Raw genomic sequence first — 15,461 nt, forward strand, 5'->3', positions numbered from 1 at the left:
CCGGATGGGTCGACGGCTCAGGCCGCGCCTGTTTCCGCTTCGTACGCCTTGATCGCCTCGCTCGCGACGCGAAAGGCCGCGAGCGCGAGCGGCGCGCCGCAATAGACGGCCGCCTGCATCAGCACCGCACGGATCTCTTCCTTGCTCACGCCGTTGCGCAGCGCGCCCTTCACGTGCACCGACAGTTCGTGGTGCTGGCTCATCGCGGTGAGCATGCCGAGGTTCAGCATGCTGCGCGTCTTGAACGACAGCGTCGGGTCGCCCCAGATGTCGCCCCAGCAACTTTCGGTGACGAACTTCTGCATCGGCCGGTTGAAGTCGTCGGCGTTGGCCCACGATTTTTCGACGTGGGCGGCGCCCAACACTTCCTTGCGATTGTCGAAACCTTTGTTGAAGCGGTCGTTGTTATCCATCGTGTTTCCTCTGTGGTTCAAATCCATGGTTGATTGCCTGACCGGATGATTGTCGGACAGGTCAGGCGCGGAAATTTTTTTGCGGCAGTGCCGGCCGCCGCGCTTCAATCCACGCCGTAGCCGACCAGCGCCTTGGTTTCCAGATACTCGCGCAGGCCCGCTTCGCCCCATTCGCGGCCATTGCCCGAGCGCTTGTAGCCGCCGAAAGGCGCGCCGAAATCGGCGGGCGGGTAATTCAGGTGCACACCGCCGGCGCGCAATGCGCGGCCGACCTTGCGCGCCCGCGCCACATCCGCGGATTGCACGTAGGCCGCGAGGCCGTAATCAGTGCCGTTGGCAATCTCGATCGCCTGCTCCTCCGAGTCGTACGGGATCATCGACAACACCGGCCCGAAGATTTCCTCGTGCGCGATGGTCATCTCCGGCGTGACATCGGCGAATACGGTCGGGCGTGCGTAATAGCCCTTGCCGATGCCGTCCGGGCGGCCCGTGCCCCCCGTGACAAGCCGCGCGCCTTCGTCGATGCCCGTCTGGATCAGCGCCTGGACGCGCTTGAACTGGTTCGCGTTGACGAGCGGTCCAAGCTGCGTGGCCGGGTCGTCGGTCGGTCCGAGCCGATAGGCTTGCGCGGCACGCCTCGCGATCTGCGCGGCATCGTTCATCAGATGACGCGGACCAGCATGCGGGTCGGAATCGAGCACGACTGGCCCGAATTCGTGAAGCACCCGGCAACGCCGCGCGTGACCGCCTGATCCAGATCGACGTCGTCGAGCAGAATGTTGGCGGATTTGCCGCCCAACTCCTGAGCAACGCGTTTGACCGTTTCCGCAGCGGACTGCGCGACCAGCACGCCGGCGCGGGTCGAACCGGTGAACGACACCATGTCGATATCCGGATGGCTCGCGATCGCCGAGCCGACGCCCGGCCCGTCGCCGTTGACGAGATTGAATACGCCCGCCGGCACGCCCGCTTCGTCGAGCACCTCGGCAAAGAGCAGCGCGCTTAACGGCGAATACTCGCTTGGCTTGAGCACCATCGTGCAGCCGGCCGCGAGCGCCGGCGCGATCTTCACGACGATCTGATTGACCGGCCAGTTCCACGGCGTGATCAGTCCGCACACGCCGATCGGCTCGAGCACCACGCGCGTGCTGCCGCGCTGCTCCTCGAATTCGAAGCGTTCGAGCACCTCGATCAGCGCATTCAGATGCGCGGGGCCGCGCGCCGCCTGACCGTTGCGCGCGAACGTGATGGGCGCGCCCATTTCGCGGCGCATCAGCTCGGCGAATTCGTCGTAGCGGCGTTCGTAGATCATGACGATGCGCTTGAGCAGCGCCACGCGTTCGGCGACGCTCGTCGCCGACCATGCCGCAAACGCGCGGCGCGCCGCCACGACGGCGCGATCGACATCTTCGGCATTGCCCATCGCGAGCTTTTCGAAGGGCGTTTCGGTCGCTGGATCGACGACGTCGAACCAGACGGCGGACGCGGGTTCGACCCAACGTCCGCCGATATAAAACTGGGCTGCATGTGACATGACAGGTTCCGGAATCAATGAATCAGAATGCGGGTTCAGGATGCGGCGCCGGGCAGGAGCCGGTACAGCTCGGTGTGATCGGTGGCGGGCGTGGAACGCCGCGCCGCTTCGTCCCACACCTCGGCGCAGGTCGCGCCGAACGTCATGGGATGCCCCACCGCCCGCGCGAGCGCGTGAGCGATCTTCAGGTCCTTGTTCATCAGCTGCAACGCGAAGCCGGAAGCGAAGGTGCCGCTCAGCATGAACTGCTTCGCCTTGTTTTCCGAGGTATTGCTGCGGCCCGTCGACGCATTGAGCACGTCCGTCATCACCTGCGGATCGATACCGAAGCGGCTGGCAATCTGCAGCGCCTCGACCGTGGCCGCAACGCTCGCCGCGGACACGTAGTTATTGAGCGCCTTGGCCGCATGCCCGGCGCCCGCCGTGCCGATATGCAGCACGTTCGTGCCCATCGCGCCGAGCAGCGGCTTGCAGCGCGCGAGCACGTCCGCATGGCCGCCGGCTAGAATCGCCAGGGTGCCTTCCTTCGCGCGCTTGACGCCGCCCGACACGGGCGCATCCAGATACGCGAGACCCTGTGCTTCGAGCGTCCTGCCGAGTTCGCGCGAGCGCTCCGGTTCCGACGAACTCATGTCGATGACCACGGCGCCTTGCGCGAGCCGCGCGGCCCAGCCGTGGTTGTCCGCGTCGCCGAGCACCACGGCCTCGACGATCGCCGAGTTGGGCAGCATGGTGATCAGGGCGTCAAGCGATGCCGCGTGGTCCGCGCTCAGGCGGTGCGAGCCAGTCTGATCGGCCAGCGCCTCGGCGCGAGCGGCGTCGGCGTCGTCGATGAACAGTTCGAAGCCGGCCTTGCGCAGGCGCTGCACCATCGGCGCGCCCATCATGCCGAGGCCGATGAAACCGACCCGTTTGGCTTGTGTCATGAGCCCGCTCTCCTAGCGCAGCGCCGAGAAGGCGGTCGGCGTGAGGAAGTGGTTTTCGATGCGCTCGACGATCGGCTTGTCGGCTTCCGTCGCCGCCCGTTTGGCGATCCACTCGGGATCGGCCTGAAACGCGTTCCACTTCTGCTCGCGCTCCGCGAGGCTGTCCCACTTCACCATATAGGTCAGCGCGTGATTGCTCGGACCGATCAGCGTGGTCCAGAAACCGATCTGTTCGATACCGTACTTTTCGAAAAAACCGAGCGTGGTCGACGTGAAGCGCTCGAGCAACGCCGGCAGGCGCGTCGGCGCGCAATGGTAAATACGCATTTCAACGATCATGTACGTCTCCTTGTCAGATGATCAGATGGCCGCAGCCAATGAGTTTTTTGCCCGCGACGGTTTTCAGTCCGCCAGCCCTTCGCCCGACGACCAGCGTTCGACGTACCTGACGAGTTCGGTCATGTCGCGTTTCGCGCCGTCCTGCATCGCCGCGTAATTCCACACCTGACGGGCCACACTGCCGACCCACATCGGCACGCCGAGCGCCTGACATTCGTCGACCGCGAGGCCGATGTCCTTGCACACGCTGCCGACCGGAAAGCCGAAATCGAAGCTGCCCGGCAGCACATGCTTGGGGAACTTGTCCATCGTCGCGCCGTTCTTGCCGCTGCCCGAATTGATCACCGACATCATCACTTCCGGATCGAGGCCGCCGCGCACGCCGGCGACGAACGCTTCCGACGTGATCGCAAACGCGGTGGACGACAGCATGTTGTTCAGCAGCTTGAGCAACTGCCCCTGGCCCGGCTGGTCGCCGACCACGAATACCTTGCCGAGCGCCTCGAAAAGCCCGCGCACCTGATCGAGCGCAGCCGGCTTGCCGGCCATCATGATCGCTAGCGTGCCCTTCTTCGCGCCGGCGGCGCCGCCGCTCACCGGTGCATCGACGGTGTCGATGCCCTTCGCGAGCAGGCCGTCGGCCACTTCCTTTTCCATGCGCGATCCGACCGTGGACAGATCGACGAGAATCTTCACCGCGCCGCCTTCGCTCAGTCCGCCTTCGCCGAGCGCGACCTGCCTGAAGATGGCCGGCGTAGGCAGGCTCGTGAATACGATGCGCGCGGAGTCGGCCACATCCTTCACGGAGGTCGCCGCGCGCGCGCCGATCGCCGTCAATTCCGCGACCGCCCGTTCATCGCGATCGAACACGACGAGCGTGTGGCCCGCCTCGATGAGACGGCGCGCCATGGGCCGCCCCATCACGCCTACACCGATAAAACCGATCGTGTTGTTGCCTTGTTCACTGCTCGACATGACTATCCTCATCTGTTTGAAAGCTGTTTCGTTACGCCGGCTCAGGCCGCGCGCGCGAGCCGCATCAGCGCCGCGGCATCCGTTTCGCTGTCGAATCGCCACAGCGCATCGAGCAGCGGCTGCGGGGCCACGCCCGAGCCGCCGTAGGCGGCCAGATCGCGCAGTTTCGCCGCGAGTTCGACATCGGCGAGCGGCGCCGCGAGACTGCCGCGCGCCGCCTGAATGCGCCGCGACACCGTTTCGCCCGAGCGCAGCACGACGGCCACCTGGGCCGATTCCACCGGCCACGACGCATCGTCGATAAAGCGCAGGCGCGCGCCGAACGCACGCAGCGACGGGTTGGCGACCGCGCTGTCGCTGAACTGCGCGAGGCCCGCTTTGCCGGTCGCCAGCACGACGGCGACCGCATGCTGGGCGCTGACCTGCGACTCCCGGCCGCTGCGCACGTTCGGCCGGTCGGTGCGTTCGCGCAGCAACGGATGTCCGGTCAGCTCGACCCGCTCGACCTCGTCCACGGTCCAGTGCGCGTCGCGGCGCAGATCGAGACACGCATCGATCACCGGGTTCAGCACCACGCCGCACGGATAGGGTTTATAGGTGTTCGACAACAGCGCCCATTCGCGGCCGAGTTCACGCGTCAGTGCCTCGACATCCGGCTTCGCTGCGGTGACACGCAGGAAACCGTGCGTGCCTTCGAGCGGCGCATCGGGGCCGGAGAAGTCGTCGGCGGCGAGCAGCGCGGACAGCAAACCATTGCGCGCCGCGTTGCCGACACTGATGCTCTTGGCCATCGTGCCGAGCGTTTCCACCAGACCGCCGGCCTGCGCCGACGCATTACCGAGTGCCCACCCGATCTGTTGCGCGCTCAGACCCTGCGCTTTGGCAAGCGCCGCCGCCGCGCCGAACACGCCGCAGGTCGAAGTGATATGCCAGCCGCGCCGATAGTGCTCGGGCGAAACCGCGTTGCCGATCCGGCACTCCACTTCCACGCCGACGACGAACGCGAGCAGCAGTGCTTCGCCACTCAGCGGGCGGGCGTGCGGATCGACCTCCGCGAGCGACTCGGCGAACGCGAACAGCGCGGCGGCGACCGGTGCGCTCGGATGGATGATCGTCGGTATATGCGTGTCGTCGAAGTCGAACACGTTCGCGCTCATGGCGTTGAGCGCCGCGGCATTCAGCATGTCGAAGCGCTCGCGGCGCCCGATCACGCCCGCCCCCTCGCCTGCGCTAAAGCGTTGATAGGTGCGCACGGCCTTCGCGAGCGTCGGGTCGGAGCAGCCGGCCAGCGCGACGGCCACATAGTTGACGAGCGAGCGCTTTGCTTCGTGGCGCACGGCGGCGGGCACGTCTTGCCAGGTCGTATCCGCTACCCATTGCGCGACTTGCTGCGTCACCTGGGCGGCATCGCCGATCGGGCTGGTCCGGCTTGAACTGCTGTCTGACTGTGCTGCCATGTGCGGAGTCGTCCTCTACCAGATGTCTCTGTTGATTCGCTGCGCCGCCGCGTGCGGATGCACCGCACGCGGGCCGCGCTTACACTTTTGTGGCCGAAGCCGCGCGGGTGTCGACGGCCGCGCCGGACGCGTCGATCGGGTCGCTGACTTCGGCGGCGATCGATTCGAGCGAACGCTTCCTCGTCTCGGCGCCGAGCACGCCGACAATCACTGCCTGCACGAGCAGCGTGCCGACGATCAGCGTCAGCACGCCGGCGATGCCGAAGCCCGTGAACGCCCACGCCACGACATACGGCACGGCGATGCTGACCGCGCGCCCCGCCGTATTCGACACGCCCGAGCCACGCAGGCGCAACTCGGTCGGAAACAGTTCCGGCACGTAGGTCGCGACGCTGAACGACGACAGCACATAGATACAGCACGTAATCGCGAAGCCGAGCGCTGTGATCGTCACTTCCGACTGCGCGAACGGATAGGCCGCGCCAAAGGCCGCGCATATCAGCGAAAACAGTACGATGCCCCACTTCCGGCCGACACGCTCGGCAAGCCCGAAGGCGATCAGGGAGCCGACCGGGCCGCCCGCGAACATCACGCTCGTCAGGCCGAGCGAATTCGATACGCTGTGCCCCTGCTTGACGAGAAAGGTCGGAATCCAGCTGACGAATGCGTAGTTGACGATAAAGAGCGCGACCAGCACGGTGATGCCGGTAATGGTGCGCGTGAGGAGACGGCGTGAGAACAGATCGCCGAGACGCCCATTGCCCGGCGCCGCGCGGCGCGGCTGTTGGGCCGCCGCGGCGATCGCCGTGGCGGAATCGACGCCGCATGCCGTTTCGATGCTCGACACGATCCGATCCGCTTCATCGGCGCGGTCGCGCGAAGCCAGCCAGCGCGGCGACTCCGGCATCGACTTGCGCAGGAACCAGACGAACAGCGCGCCGCAGCCCGCGATCGCGAACATCCAGCGCCAGCCGTATTGCGGCACGATCAGCCAGCCGAGGAAAGTCGACAGAAACAACGAGGTGTTGATGATCAGATTGAGGATCGTGCCGAAGCGGCCTCGCCAGGCGGCCGGAATGAATTCGCTCAAGGTACCGTAGCCGACCACGATTTCGGCGCCCATGCCGATTCCCATCACGAGACGGAAGAAAATCAGCCAGTACATGGACGGCGCGAGCGCCGCGGCGATCGACGCGAAGCCGTAGATACCCAGGTTGAACTGGTAACAGAAGCGCCGCCCGAAACGATCGCCGAGCAGGCCCGAGAGCCACGCGCCCGACATCATGCCGACGAACGTGACGGACACGAACATCGCATTGAGCTTCAGCGTGGATTCGCCGCTATGGATCATCGCGGCAAGCACGGTGCCGGCAATGTAGATATCGAACGAGTCGAAGTACATGCCCGCGGCAATCAGCCCGAGCAACCGCCAGTGATAACCGGACAGCGGCAGGCTGTCCAGCCGGTATCCAATCGTCGCTTCGTTCTGCATGGATGCTGTCTCCGTCAATGTCTTTGTTCTGGTTCCGTAGCTTCCACCACCGCGCTCGCTCGCTCAATGTGAGCGTTAACATGAAAGTGGATTATATTCCTGTCATACAATCGGTCAAGACGAGATTGCCTGTTCCACAGCTTCTTTTGTGTTGCAGTGCACGAGGTTCGGAGGCGCGGTGGCACGACAAATCCGCGCGGCCATCCTTGCGACAAGCAGGCTTAGATAGCGCTATCATTCGAAGCGCTCGGGAGACGGCGAAACGGCACTCTCCCCGACATCTCCCGCGAACAGACCAGGCATCAGTCAGTCTGCTCGCGACGCGTCGTTGCAGGAAGCCGGTTCAGGCCACGCCGGCACTGAGCCAGGATGACTCCTGCGACTTAGGTGGCGAGCCAGCCGCCATCGACGGGCAGCATCGCGCCCGTCATCTCCGCCGCCGCATCGCCGCACAGGAACACCACCAGATCCGCGACATGCGAGGCCTGCACAAAATGGCCGGTGGGCTGTTTGCCGGCCAGAAAGCGCTCGATGGCCGTTTCGCGATCCAGTCCCTCCACCGCCATCAGCGCCCGGATGCGATTCTCGCTGGTCGGCGTATGCACGGCGCCCGGACAGATCGCGTTGCAGGTGATGCCCTGCCCCATGGTTTCGGCGGCCACCGCGCGCGTTAGACCGAGCAGTGCGGACTTGGTCGTCACGTAATCGACTCGATTCACTGTGCCGCGCATGCCGTACACCGAAGTCATGTTGAAAATGCGGCCCCAACCGCGCTCGCGCATGCCCGGCAGCGCCAGACGGATCGCATGGAACGCCGCGCTCAGATTCACCGAGAGCGCCTGCTCCCATTTGTCGACGGGAAACGCTTCGATCGGCGCGAAATGGCGCACCACCGCATTATTGATCAGCACGTCGATGGCGCCGGCGCGTTCGATCGTGTCGAACATCATCCGCTCGACGGCTCTCGCATCGCCGAGATCCACCTGCAGATAATCGGCGCGATAGCCGTGCTTGCGCTCGAACGCCACGCGCGCCGGCTCGACCGCCTCGGGCGTTTCGACACCGTGCAGCACGACCCGGCAGCCCGCGGCTGCAAGCGCATCGGCCATCGCCAACCCCAGCCCATGCGACGAGCCTGTTACGAGTGCAATTCTCCCCTTCATTCGGCAATTTTCCCTGTCGAAAGCAGGCCCGTTGCCAGGCCGTAGCGAAACAGCAGCGTTTGCCGTTTCTGAATGATAGCGCTAACTTAACCGAAAAGAACTGGCGCCGCAACATAGGAAATTGCCCGGGAACGGGCAGAGGAAGTCGAGCGAAACCAGCTGCGGCGCCGCTGGGTGGGCATGACCGAGCAACGCCGGCAAGCGGTGCGAACCGCACAAAACGCAAGGGGCGCATTGCGCGCCCCTGTGTTCATCTGCAATAAAATGGCAACGTCAGGTGCTTTCGCGCTGAATGATTTCGAAACCGAGATCGAGCCTCGCCGGTTCGACCGGCTCGTTGCGCATGCGTTGCAACAGCGCCTCGGCACTGCGCCGGCCGATCTCGAGGCGAGGCAGGTTCAGGCAAGTCAGGCGCGGCACCGTGTGGCGCAGGATGTCGAGATCGTCGAAACCGGCAATCGCGACGCGTTCCGGCACCTTCCAGTTGCGCCGCTGCGCTTCGAACAGCGCGCCGACGGCGAGCACGTCGCCCGCGAAGAATATCGCGTCCACTTCAGGCGCGCGCTGCATCATGTCCACCATTGCATGGGCGCCGGAGGTCAAACCGCCCTCCACTTCGCGCACCAGCGCGGGGTTGCGCTCGCGACCGAGCGCGGCGAGCGCCGCGTGGTAGCCCTTCAGGCGTTCACGGGCGCGCATATTGTTCCTGGTGGCGAGGCAGACAAAGCCGATCGACTTGTAGCCGCGTCCCGCCAGATACAGGGTCATTTCCTTGGCCGCGTTGAAATTCGAGTAGCTGACGGCCATGTCGAGCGGCGCGCGCACGAGGTCGCCCGTCTCAACAATGGGAATGCCGGCGGCGCGGATCAACTGGACCGCGCGCGGCGTATGCACGGTGTCGTGCAGCACGAGGCCGCACACGCGCTGCGCGATAAACGCATCGATCAGCGCCTCTTCTTCTTCGAGCGAGTAGCCGCTGTCGGCCAGCAATAACTGCATGCCGGCGCCGCGCAACACGTCGGCGCAACCTTTGATGCTGTGCGAATACAACGAATTCTGGATGCTGGGGACGATCTGGCCGACCACATTCGAGCGGGCCGACGCGAGGTTCGACGCGATGTGATTCGGAACATAGCCGATGCGGCGCACCGTATCGAGCACCAGCTTGCGGGTTTCCTTGGAAAGCCGTTCAGGTTCGTTGAGCGCGCGCGACACGGTCATCAAGGATACGTTGGCCGCCTTCGCAACGTCGATCATGCGCACCGCCTGCCCGCCCGGGCGTGTCTTGCCCACGCTCCCGCCCGTTTTCCGCACGGTTTTCGACGCGGCTTTCGACGCGGTTTTCACTTCGCCTCCCGGCCCGCCCGCCAACCTGATCTTGCCGTCCTCGACGGCCGCCACACGCTTTTTCACTCGCCCATCCAGCTCTTTGATTTGATGGCTGATTGTAGCGTAAGCGAGGCGTCGTTCCGGGCGGTCCCGCAGCAACCGACGAAGCGAAACACCGCTCGGACCGCGCCCGCGACATCGCAACACAAGCCGCCGGCCACTTGTTATGATAGCGCTCTCATTCCTTGGGAACAGGAGACAGCCGCCATGACAGCCGCACCCGAAAATTACAGGATTTACGCCATCAAGTACGCCCATCACGACCGTCCGGCCCGCGACAACTTCATTGGCGGCGATCCGCACGACGTGAACATGCCGCTCGACTATTTCGTGTGGGCGGTGGTCGGAGAAAGCCGCACCTTTCTCGTCGACACAGGTTTCGACGCCGAAGTGGGCGCGAAGCGCCGCCGCACCATCACGCATTCGGTCGAAGAGGGACTTGGCGCAATCGGCATTCGCCCCGACGCGGTCGAAGACGTGATCGTCACGCATATGCACTACGACCACGCCGGCAACCGTTCGTTGTTCCCGAAGGCGCGCTACCACCTGCAGGATCGCGAAATGGCGTATTGCACGGGCCGCTGCATGTGCCATGGCGCACTGAACCACCCGTTCGATCCGGAAGACGTCAAATCGATGGTCGGCCGCATTTTCGACGGCCGGGTGGCGTTTCACGACGGCGCGTCGAACCTCACCGCGGGATTGAGCGTGCATCGCGTCGGCGGCCACACCGACGGCCTGCAGGTGGTGCGCGTGCATACGGAGCGCGGCTGGGTCGTGCTCGCTTCCGACGCATCGCACCTGTACGCGAACATGGAACAGAGCCGCCCGTTCCCGGCGGTGTACAACGTGGGTGACATGATCGAGGGCTTCCATCGCGTGCACGAACTGGCGGACTCCGCGCAACACGTCGTGCCGGGCCACGACCCCGCCGTGCTCACGCGTTATCCCGCGCAAAGCAAGGAAACCGAAGGCTGGATCGTGCGGCTCGACGCCCCGCCACGGTGAGGGTGCCGCGCGAGCGTCGGCGGCGGTTCTTCATCGGGCGGCCGGCACGGTCCATACGGCCGGCCGGCTTCGCTATTCGCACTGATATGAAGCGTTTCCAGCACCGTATTGGTGAGTTTTAAGCAAAGACTAAAGAAGTTCTCCAACCGGTCGATAGTCTGATCAGGGGGTTTTCCCGCCTTCGGACCTGACCCAGGTCCGGCGTTCCCCGCATGGAGAATCGCAGTGAAACGTCTGGCTTATGGCGTCCGTGACAAAAGCTTCGCGGTCGAGCGGCGGCGCCCATGAAACGCAACCTGTTCTTCCGGTTTCTCGCGCGCCTTCGCGTCGGCCGTAAGCTGCTGCTGATCTATCTGCTCGACCTGAGCGCCGTGCTGTATATCAGCGGCATCCTGATCCACGAGAAATACATTGCGATCGACTTCTCCGATAAGGAGCTGGTCGGCAATGCCTACGTCGCGGCCGCGCACGACGCGCTCATCGACTTCTCGCTGGCAGGCGCCGGGCAGCCGCGCATACCCGCCCAATTGCAGCGCACGGCGAGCGGGCTCGCCGACGCGGAACGCCGCTATGGCGCGAACATGCAGAGTGCCGAGCTCAATGCGCGCGTGCTCGCGGCGCTCACAGCCAGCGCCGCGCCGCATGCGAGCGCCGCCACCGTGGACGGCGGCCTCGAAGCGACGCGCGAACTGGTGACGCGGGTCGGCAACCAGTCGAACCTGATTCTGGATCCGGACCTCGACAGCTATTACTCGATGTCGCTATCGATCCTGCGTTATCCGGAGTTGCTCGGCGACGTCAACCGGATGGGCCGCCACCTGCACGATGCCGGCGCGAGTGGCCGGACGGCACGGATGAGCCACGACGAAATGCGCACCCGCTACCTCGTGCTGGAGGGGCAACTCGACGCGGTGCTGCAGGGGCTGCACTCCGACTATGCGGAGGCGGCGGCCACGAACGGCAAGCTGACCGAGACGATCGGCCCGCCGGTCGCGCGCATGCTCGCGGCGATCGACGCGTACCGCCGTGTGGCCGGCGCCGCGGTCGATGCCGGCTCCGGGGACGCCACGCTCGCCGCGCTCGATGCCGCGCAGCAGCGCGTGGTGCTGAGCGTGAGCGACGCGTGGAGCGCGACGGGCAACCAGCTCGAAAGACTGCTGCATGAGCGCGTGCGCGGGCTCTTCGAGCGGATGTGGCTGCATCTGGGCACGGCGCTATTTCTGCTGTGCGCGATCCTGAGCATGGTGTATTTCGTCGCACAGCAGATCTCGCGCCCCCTGCGCCAGCTCGCGCGCGTGATGGACACGGTGCGGCGCACGGGCGACCATTCGCTGCGCGCCCGCTGGCATAGCCAGGACGAGATCGGGCAGCTCGTGCGGGGCTTCAACGACATGCTCGCGCAGCTCGATCGCGAGCGCGACGTGCAGAAGGAACTCGCGGCAACCGCGCGCGCGTCGGCCGCCCAGTACGCGCTCGTCGAGGCGACCCCGGTGCCGATGGTCGTGACCGCGATTCCGGGCCACGAGGTGTTGCACGCTAACAAGCCCGCGCTTTACTGGCTGAACGGCTGCACGGTCGACCCGTGGGCCGTCGGTCTCGACTCGGAGGTGCGCGCGCGTTTCTTCCAGCAGCTCTCCGACCGCGAGGAAGTCGACGAATTCGAGGTGCACTGGAAAGCGGCCCGGGAATCCACCTGGGCCATGCTGTCGGCGCGGCGTCTCGACTTTCAGGGGCGCGACGCCGTGCTGACCGCGTTCACGCCGATCAACCAGATCAAGCTGATGGAGCAGCGTCTCGAGTTGTGGGGCAAAGTATTCGAGGCCTCATCCGAAGCGATCCTGATTCTCGACGCGCAACGACGGCTCGTCACCGCCAACGCCTCGTTCTATCGTGCGACGGGCTATCGCGCCGACGACGTGACGGGCAAGGAGCCCGCTTTCCTGTTCGGCTCGCAGGAGAACGACGACATTCTGCCGGCCGCGATCGATTCCGTCGATCGCCGCAGCACATGGCATGGCGAAGCGCACGTGCGGCGGCGCGCGGGCAGCGACTATCCGGCGTGGCTGATGGTGAGCGCGGTGCGCGACCGGCGCGCGAATCTGTCGCACTACATCTGCACGCTGATCGACATCACGGACCGCAAGAAGAGCGAAGCGCGCATCCAGTTCCTCGCCGAACACGACGTGCTGACGGAGTTGCCGAACCGCGAGCTGTTCGTGAAGCGCCTCGGCGTCGTGCTCGGCAACGCGCGCCGCACGGGGCAGCGCGTCGCGGTGCTGTTCATCGATCTCGACCGCTTCAAGAACATCAACGATTCGCTGGGCCATCACATCGGCGACAGCCTGCTGCGCTCCGTTTCGCGGCGCCTGTTGCAGGCCGTGCGCAGCAACGACACGGTGAGCCGGCTCGGCGGCGACGAGTTCACGGTGATCCTGAACGGCGTCAGCAACGCGGCGGATGTCACGCGCACGATCGAGGAGCGTTTGCTGCCGCTCGTGCGCCAGCCGCACGAGGTCGGCGGCGTCACGCTGCAGGTGTCGTGCAGTGTCGGCGTGGCGCTGTTCCCTGACGACGGCGAGGACATCGAAACGCTGATGCAGAACGCCGACGCCGCGATGTATCAGGCGAAGGGCGCGGGGCGCAATCTCGTCAAGTTCTTCGCGCCCGATATCGCCGAACGCACCCGCTACCGGCTGACGCTCGAAGCCTGCCTGCGCTGCGCCATCGCGATGCACGAGTTCCGGCTGGAATATCAACCATGCGTCGATGCGCACACGGGCGAACTCGTGGCCGTCGAAGGGCTGCTGCGTTGGAACAGCCCGCAGATCGGCATCGTCTCGCCCGCGCAATTCATTCCGGTCGCGGAAGACACGCGGCTCATCATTCCGATCGGCGCGTGGGTGATCGACGAAGCATGCCGGCAGATCGCCGCGTGGGACGCGCAAGGCCAGATGCCGCTACGCGTGTCGATCAACCTGTCGGCCATCCAGCTGCGTGACGCGGACCTGATCGGCACGCTCGCAGGCAGTCTCGCGCGGTATGGCGTCGAACCGGGGCGGCTCGAACTCGAAATCACCGAGACCGTGCTGATGGACAACGCGGAGAACTATCTCGCCACGATCAACGCAATCCGCGCGCTCGGGGTCAAGCTCGCACTCGACGATTTCGGCATCGGCTATTCGAGCCTGAGCTATCTGAACCGCTTTCCGCTCGACCGGCTCAAGATCGATCGCGCGTTCGTGCTCGACATGCTCGATGCCCGCGCGGACCTCGCCATTGTCCGCGCGATCATCGAACTCGGCCACGAGCTGGGTCTGCGGGTGGTCGCCGAGGGCGTCGAGAGCGAACACCAGGCTCGCATTCTGCGTACGATTGGTTGCGACGAACTGCAAGGCTTCCTGTTCTCCAAATCGTTGTCGCCGGCCGATTTGTGGTCGTGGACTCAGGCTCGCATGGTGGCGTGAGGCGCGGCGCGCTCTGTCAGGGCCGCGGGTACGGTGTTTTCGCGGCAACGCCGGCGCGCTCGACGGCCGCCCGCGACGTTGCCGCTCGCCGGACCGGATAAAGTCGCGGCCATTTTCGCTGCAAATGCCGGTTTTCCCACATACCGCCAGCTTACGACTTGTCATCCTGATGACTCAGGCGTGCGGCGGGAGAATGCCATGTCGGTCTATGTGGATGAAGGGTTCAGGCCCTGTGTCACGGAATGCGCGACGGTCGCGTTCCGGGTGTGCTGTGATGATCGGGCGCAGATTTTCGAGGTCAGCGCCGAAGCACTCGTGACTTTTTGCGGGGCGGCGAGCAAGCGCAAGCAAGACCTGCTCGTCGCATTCGAAGATGCGCAGCTGGAAATTCTCTCGGTCGCCGCGCAGAAGTGGACTTTCAGACCGACCGAGCCGGTGCGTCTCGGCCTCGACGAATTCCGAATGGTCAGACATTAGATAGCCGTCGTGCCAGAATAGCGTCATGACCTGGATCGCCGCCCTGCCGATGTATAACGTCACGCCCGCGCTCGCCTTCGAGTGGCGTGAGTGGCTCGCCGACGTGCTGCGCATGGTCAAACCGGCGTGCCGCATCGTCGAACCGGACGAGGAGTTGCATGGCTTCTGGCGGCGCCCCAACCTGCTGATCTCGCAGACCTGCGGCTATCCATTCATGCACGGCTTGCACGAACAGGTGCAACTGATCGCGACGCCGCGCTTCGACGCGCCGGGTTGCGAGGGCGCCCATTATTCGAGCGTGCTGGTGACGCGCGCGGATGCGCCGTTCGATACGCTCGCGGCGTGCCGCGGCGCACGGGCCGCCTACAATCAGGACGACTCCAACAGCGGCATGAACGTGTTCCGCCACGCGGTGGCGCCGTTCGCGCGCGCCGGCCTGTTTTTCAGCGCGGTGTTGCGAACCGGCTCGCATCTCGGCTCGTTGCGCGCGGTGGCGGAAAATCGCGCGGATGTCGCGGCGATCGATTGCGTGACCTTCGCTTTCGTGTGCGACGAAATGCCGGAACTGGCCCGGCAGGTTCGCCGCATCGGCACCACGGCGCCCTCGCCGGGCCTGCCCTTGATTGCATCCGACACGGTGCCCGCGGCGACAGTCGAAGCACTGCGCGAAGCGTTGAACGAGGTGCTCGTGATCCAGCCCGAGCGGGCGAAACGCCTGCGATTGCAGGGGTTTTCCGTGTTGCCGCGCTCGGACTACGACCGCATCGAGCAACTCGAAAACGAAGCGCGCGCCGTCGGCTACACGCGCCTCGGCTGAGCCGCAG

At 65.2% G+C, this 15,461-nt stretch carries 12 protein-coding genes and 1 pseudogene; 4 read left to right on the top strand and 9 right to left on the bottom strand.

Annotated elements, in window-relative coordinates:
• Positions 1-17: 17 nt before the first annotated feature.
• The 9 genes and pseudogenes from CJU94_RS24015 to CJU94_RS24055 all read right to left on the bottom strand — a co-directional run bounded on the left by CJU94_RS24015 (position 18) and on the right by CJU94_RS24055 (position 9,712).
• Positions 18-413 carry a carboxymuconolactone decarboxylase family protein gene (locus CJU94_RS24015; RefSeq protein ID WP_095421165.1) on the bottom strand — a complete coding sequence of 132 codons (396 nt, stop codon included), beginning with the start codon at positions 411-413 and terminating at the stop codon, positions 18-20.
• Positions 414-517: 104 nt separating this feature from the next.
• Positions 518-1,947: pseudogene (locus tag CJU94_RS24020) on the bottom strand (aldehyde dehydrogenase family protein).
• Between the two features lie 35 nt (positions 1,948-1,982).
• On the bottom strand, positions 1,983-2,873 hold the full coding sequence (locus CJU94_RS24025; RefSeq protein WP_095421166.1) for an NAD(P)-dependent oxidoreductase: 891 nt from the start codon (positions 2,871-2,873) through the stop codon (positions 1,983-1,985).
• Between the two features lie 12 nt (positions 2,874-2,885).
• Complete coding sequence (locus tag CJU94_RS24030; RefSeq protein WP_095421167.1) at positions 2,886-3,212, bottom strand: NIPSNAP family protein; 327 nt, start codon at positions 3,210-3,212, stop codon at positions 2,886-2,888.
• Between the two features lie 63 nt (positions 3,213-3,275).
• Positions 3,276-4,187, bottom strand: a complete 912-nt coding sequence (locus tag CJU94_RS24035; RefSeq protein WP_095421168.1) for an NAD(P)-dependent oxidoreductase — start codon at positions 4,185-4,187, stop codon at positions 3,276-3,278.
• A 41-nt stretch (positions 4,188-4,228) separates the two neighbouring features.
• On the bottom strand, positions 4,229-5,644 hold the full coding sequence (locus CJU94_RS24040; RefSeq protein ID WP_095421169.1) for an MmgE/PrpD family protein: 1,416 nt from the start codon (positions 5,642-5,644) through the stop codon (positions 4,229-4,231).
• Between the two features lie 79 nt (positions 5,645-5,723).
• Positions 5,724-7,136 carry an MFS transporter gene (locus CJU94_RS24045; RefSeq protein ID WP_095421170.1) on the bottom strand — a complete coding sequence of 471 codons (1,413 nt, stop codon included), beginning with the start codon at positions 7,134-7,136 and terminating at the stop codon, positions 5,724-5,726.
• Positions 7,137-7,519: 383 nt separating this feature from the next.
• Positions 7,520-8,299, bottom strand: a complete 780-nt coding sequence (locus CJU94_RS24050; protein WP_095421171.1) for an SDR family oxidoreductase — start codon at positions 8,297-8,299, stop codon at positions 7,520-7,522.
• Between the two features lie 273 nt (positions 8,300-8,572).
• Positions 8,573-9,712, bottom strand: a complete 1,140-nt coding sequence (locus tag CJU94_RS24055) for a LacI family DNA-binding transcriptional regulator (protein WP_095421172.1) — start codon at positions 9,710-9,712, stop codon at positions 8,573-8,575.
• Positions 9,713-9,895: 183 nt separating this feature from the next.
• Here CJU94_RS24055 and CJU94_RS24060 point away from each other — a divergent pair, with 183 nt between their 5' ends.
• The 4 genes from CJU94_RS24060 (at position 9,896) to CJU94_RS24075 (ending at position 15,454) form a co-directional block, all read left to right on the top strand.
• Positions 9,896-10,696, top strand: a complete 801-nt coding sequence (locus tag CJU94_RS24060; protein WP_095421173.1) for an N-acyl homoserine lactonase family protein — start codon at positions 9,896-9,898, stop codon at positions 10,694-10,696.
• A 284-nt stretch (positions 10,697-10,980) separates the two neighbouring features.
• Positions 10,981-14,160, top strand: a complete 3,180-nt coding sequence (locus CJU94_RS24065; protein ID WP_095421174.1) for an EAL domain-containing protein — start codon at positions 10,981-10,983, stop codon at positions 14,158-14,160.
• A gap of 198 nt (positions 14,161-14,358) precedes the next feature.
• On the top strand, positions 14,359-14,637 hold the full coding sequence (locus CJU94_RS24070; protein ID WP_095421175.1) for a DUF1488 family protein: 279 nt from the start codon (positions 14,359-14,361) through the stop codon (positions 14,635-14,637).
• A 25-nt stretch (positions 14,638-14,662) separates the two neighbouring features.
• Complete coding sequence (locus tag CJU94_RS24075; RefSeq protein ID WP_095421176.1) at positions 14,663-15,454, top strand: phosphate/phosphite/phosphonate ABC transporter substrate-binding protein; 792 nt, start codon at positions 14,663-14,665, stop codon at positions 15,452-15,454.
• The last annotated feature ends 7 nt before the right edge of the window (positions 15,455-15,461 follow it).

The organism is Paraburkholderia aromaticivorans, from assembly GCF_002278075.1.
Taxonomy (GTDB): domain Bacteria; phylum Pseudomonadota; class Gammaproteobacteria; order Burkholderiales; family Burkholderiaceae; genus Paraburkholderia; species Paraburkholderia aromaticivorans.

What these genes read in the sequence shown, in the direction of transcription:
- CJU94_RS24015 (WP_095421165.1), bottom strand. Translation starts at nt 413, where the DNA reads ATGGATAACAACGACCGCTTCAACAAAGGTTTCGACAATCGCAAGGAA.
- CJU94_RS24025 (WP_095421166.1), bottom strand. Translation starts at nt 2,873, where the DNA reads ATGACACAAGCCAAACGGGTCGGTTTCATCGGCCTCGGCATGATGGGC.
- CJU94_RS24030 (WP_095421167.1), bottom strand. Translation starts at nt 3,212, where the DNA reads ATGATCGTTGAAATGCGTATTTACCATTGCGCGCCGACGCGCCTGCCG.
- CJU94_RS24035 (WP_095421168.1), bottom strand. Translation starts at nt 4,187, where the DNA reads ATGTCGAGCAGTGAACAAGGCAACAACACGATCGGTTTTATCGGTGTA.
- CJU94_RS24040 (WP_095421169.1), bottom strand. Translation starts at nt 5,644, where the DNA reads ATGGCAGCACAGTCAGACAGCAGTTCAAGCCGGACCAGCCCGATCGGC.
- CJU94_RS24045 (WP_095421170.1), bottom strand. Translation starts at nt 7,136, where the DNA reads ATGCAGAACGAAGCGACGATTGGATACCGGCTGGACAGCCTGCCGCTG.
- CJU94_RS24050 (WP_095421171.1), bottom strand. Translation starts at nt 8,299, where the DNA reads ATGAAGGGGAGAATTGCACTCGTAACAGGCTCGTCGCATGGGCTGGGG.
- CJU94_RS24060 (WP_095421173.1), top strand. Translation starts at nt 9,896, where the DNA reads ATGACAGCCGCACCCGAAAATTACAGGATTTACGCCATCAAGTACGCC.
- CJU94_RS24065 (WP_095421174.1), top strand. Translation starts at nt 10,981, where the DNA reads ATGAAACGCAACCTGTTCTTCCGGTTTCTCGCGCGCCTTCGCGTCGGC.
- CJU94_RS24070 (WP_095421175.1), top strand. Translation starts at nt 14,359, where the DNA reads ATGTCGGTCTATGTGGATGAAGGGTTCAGGCCCTGTGTCACGGAATGC.
- CJU94_RS24075 (WP_095421176.1), top strand. Translation starts at nt 14,663, where the DNA reads ATGACCTGGATCGCCGCCCTGCCGATGTATAACGTCACGCCCGCGCTC.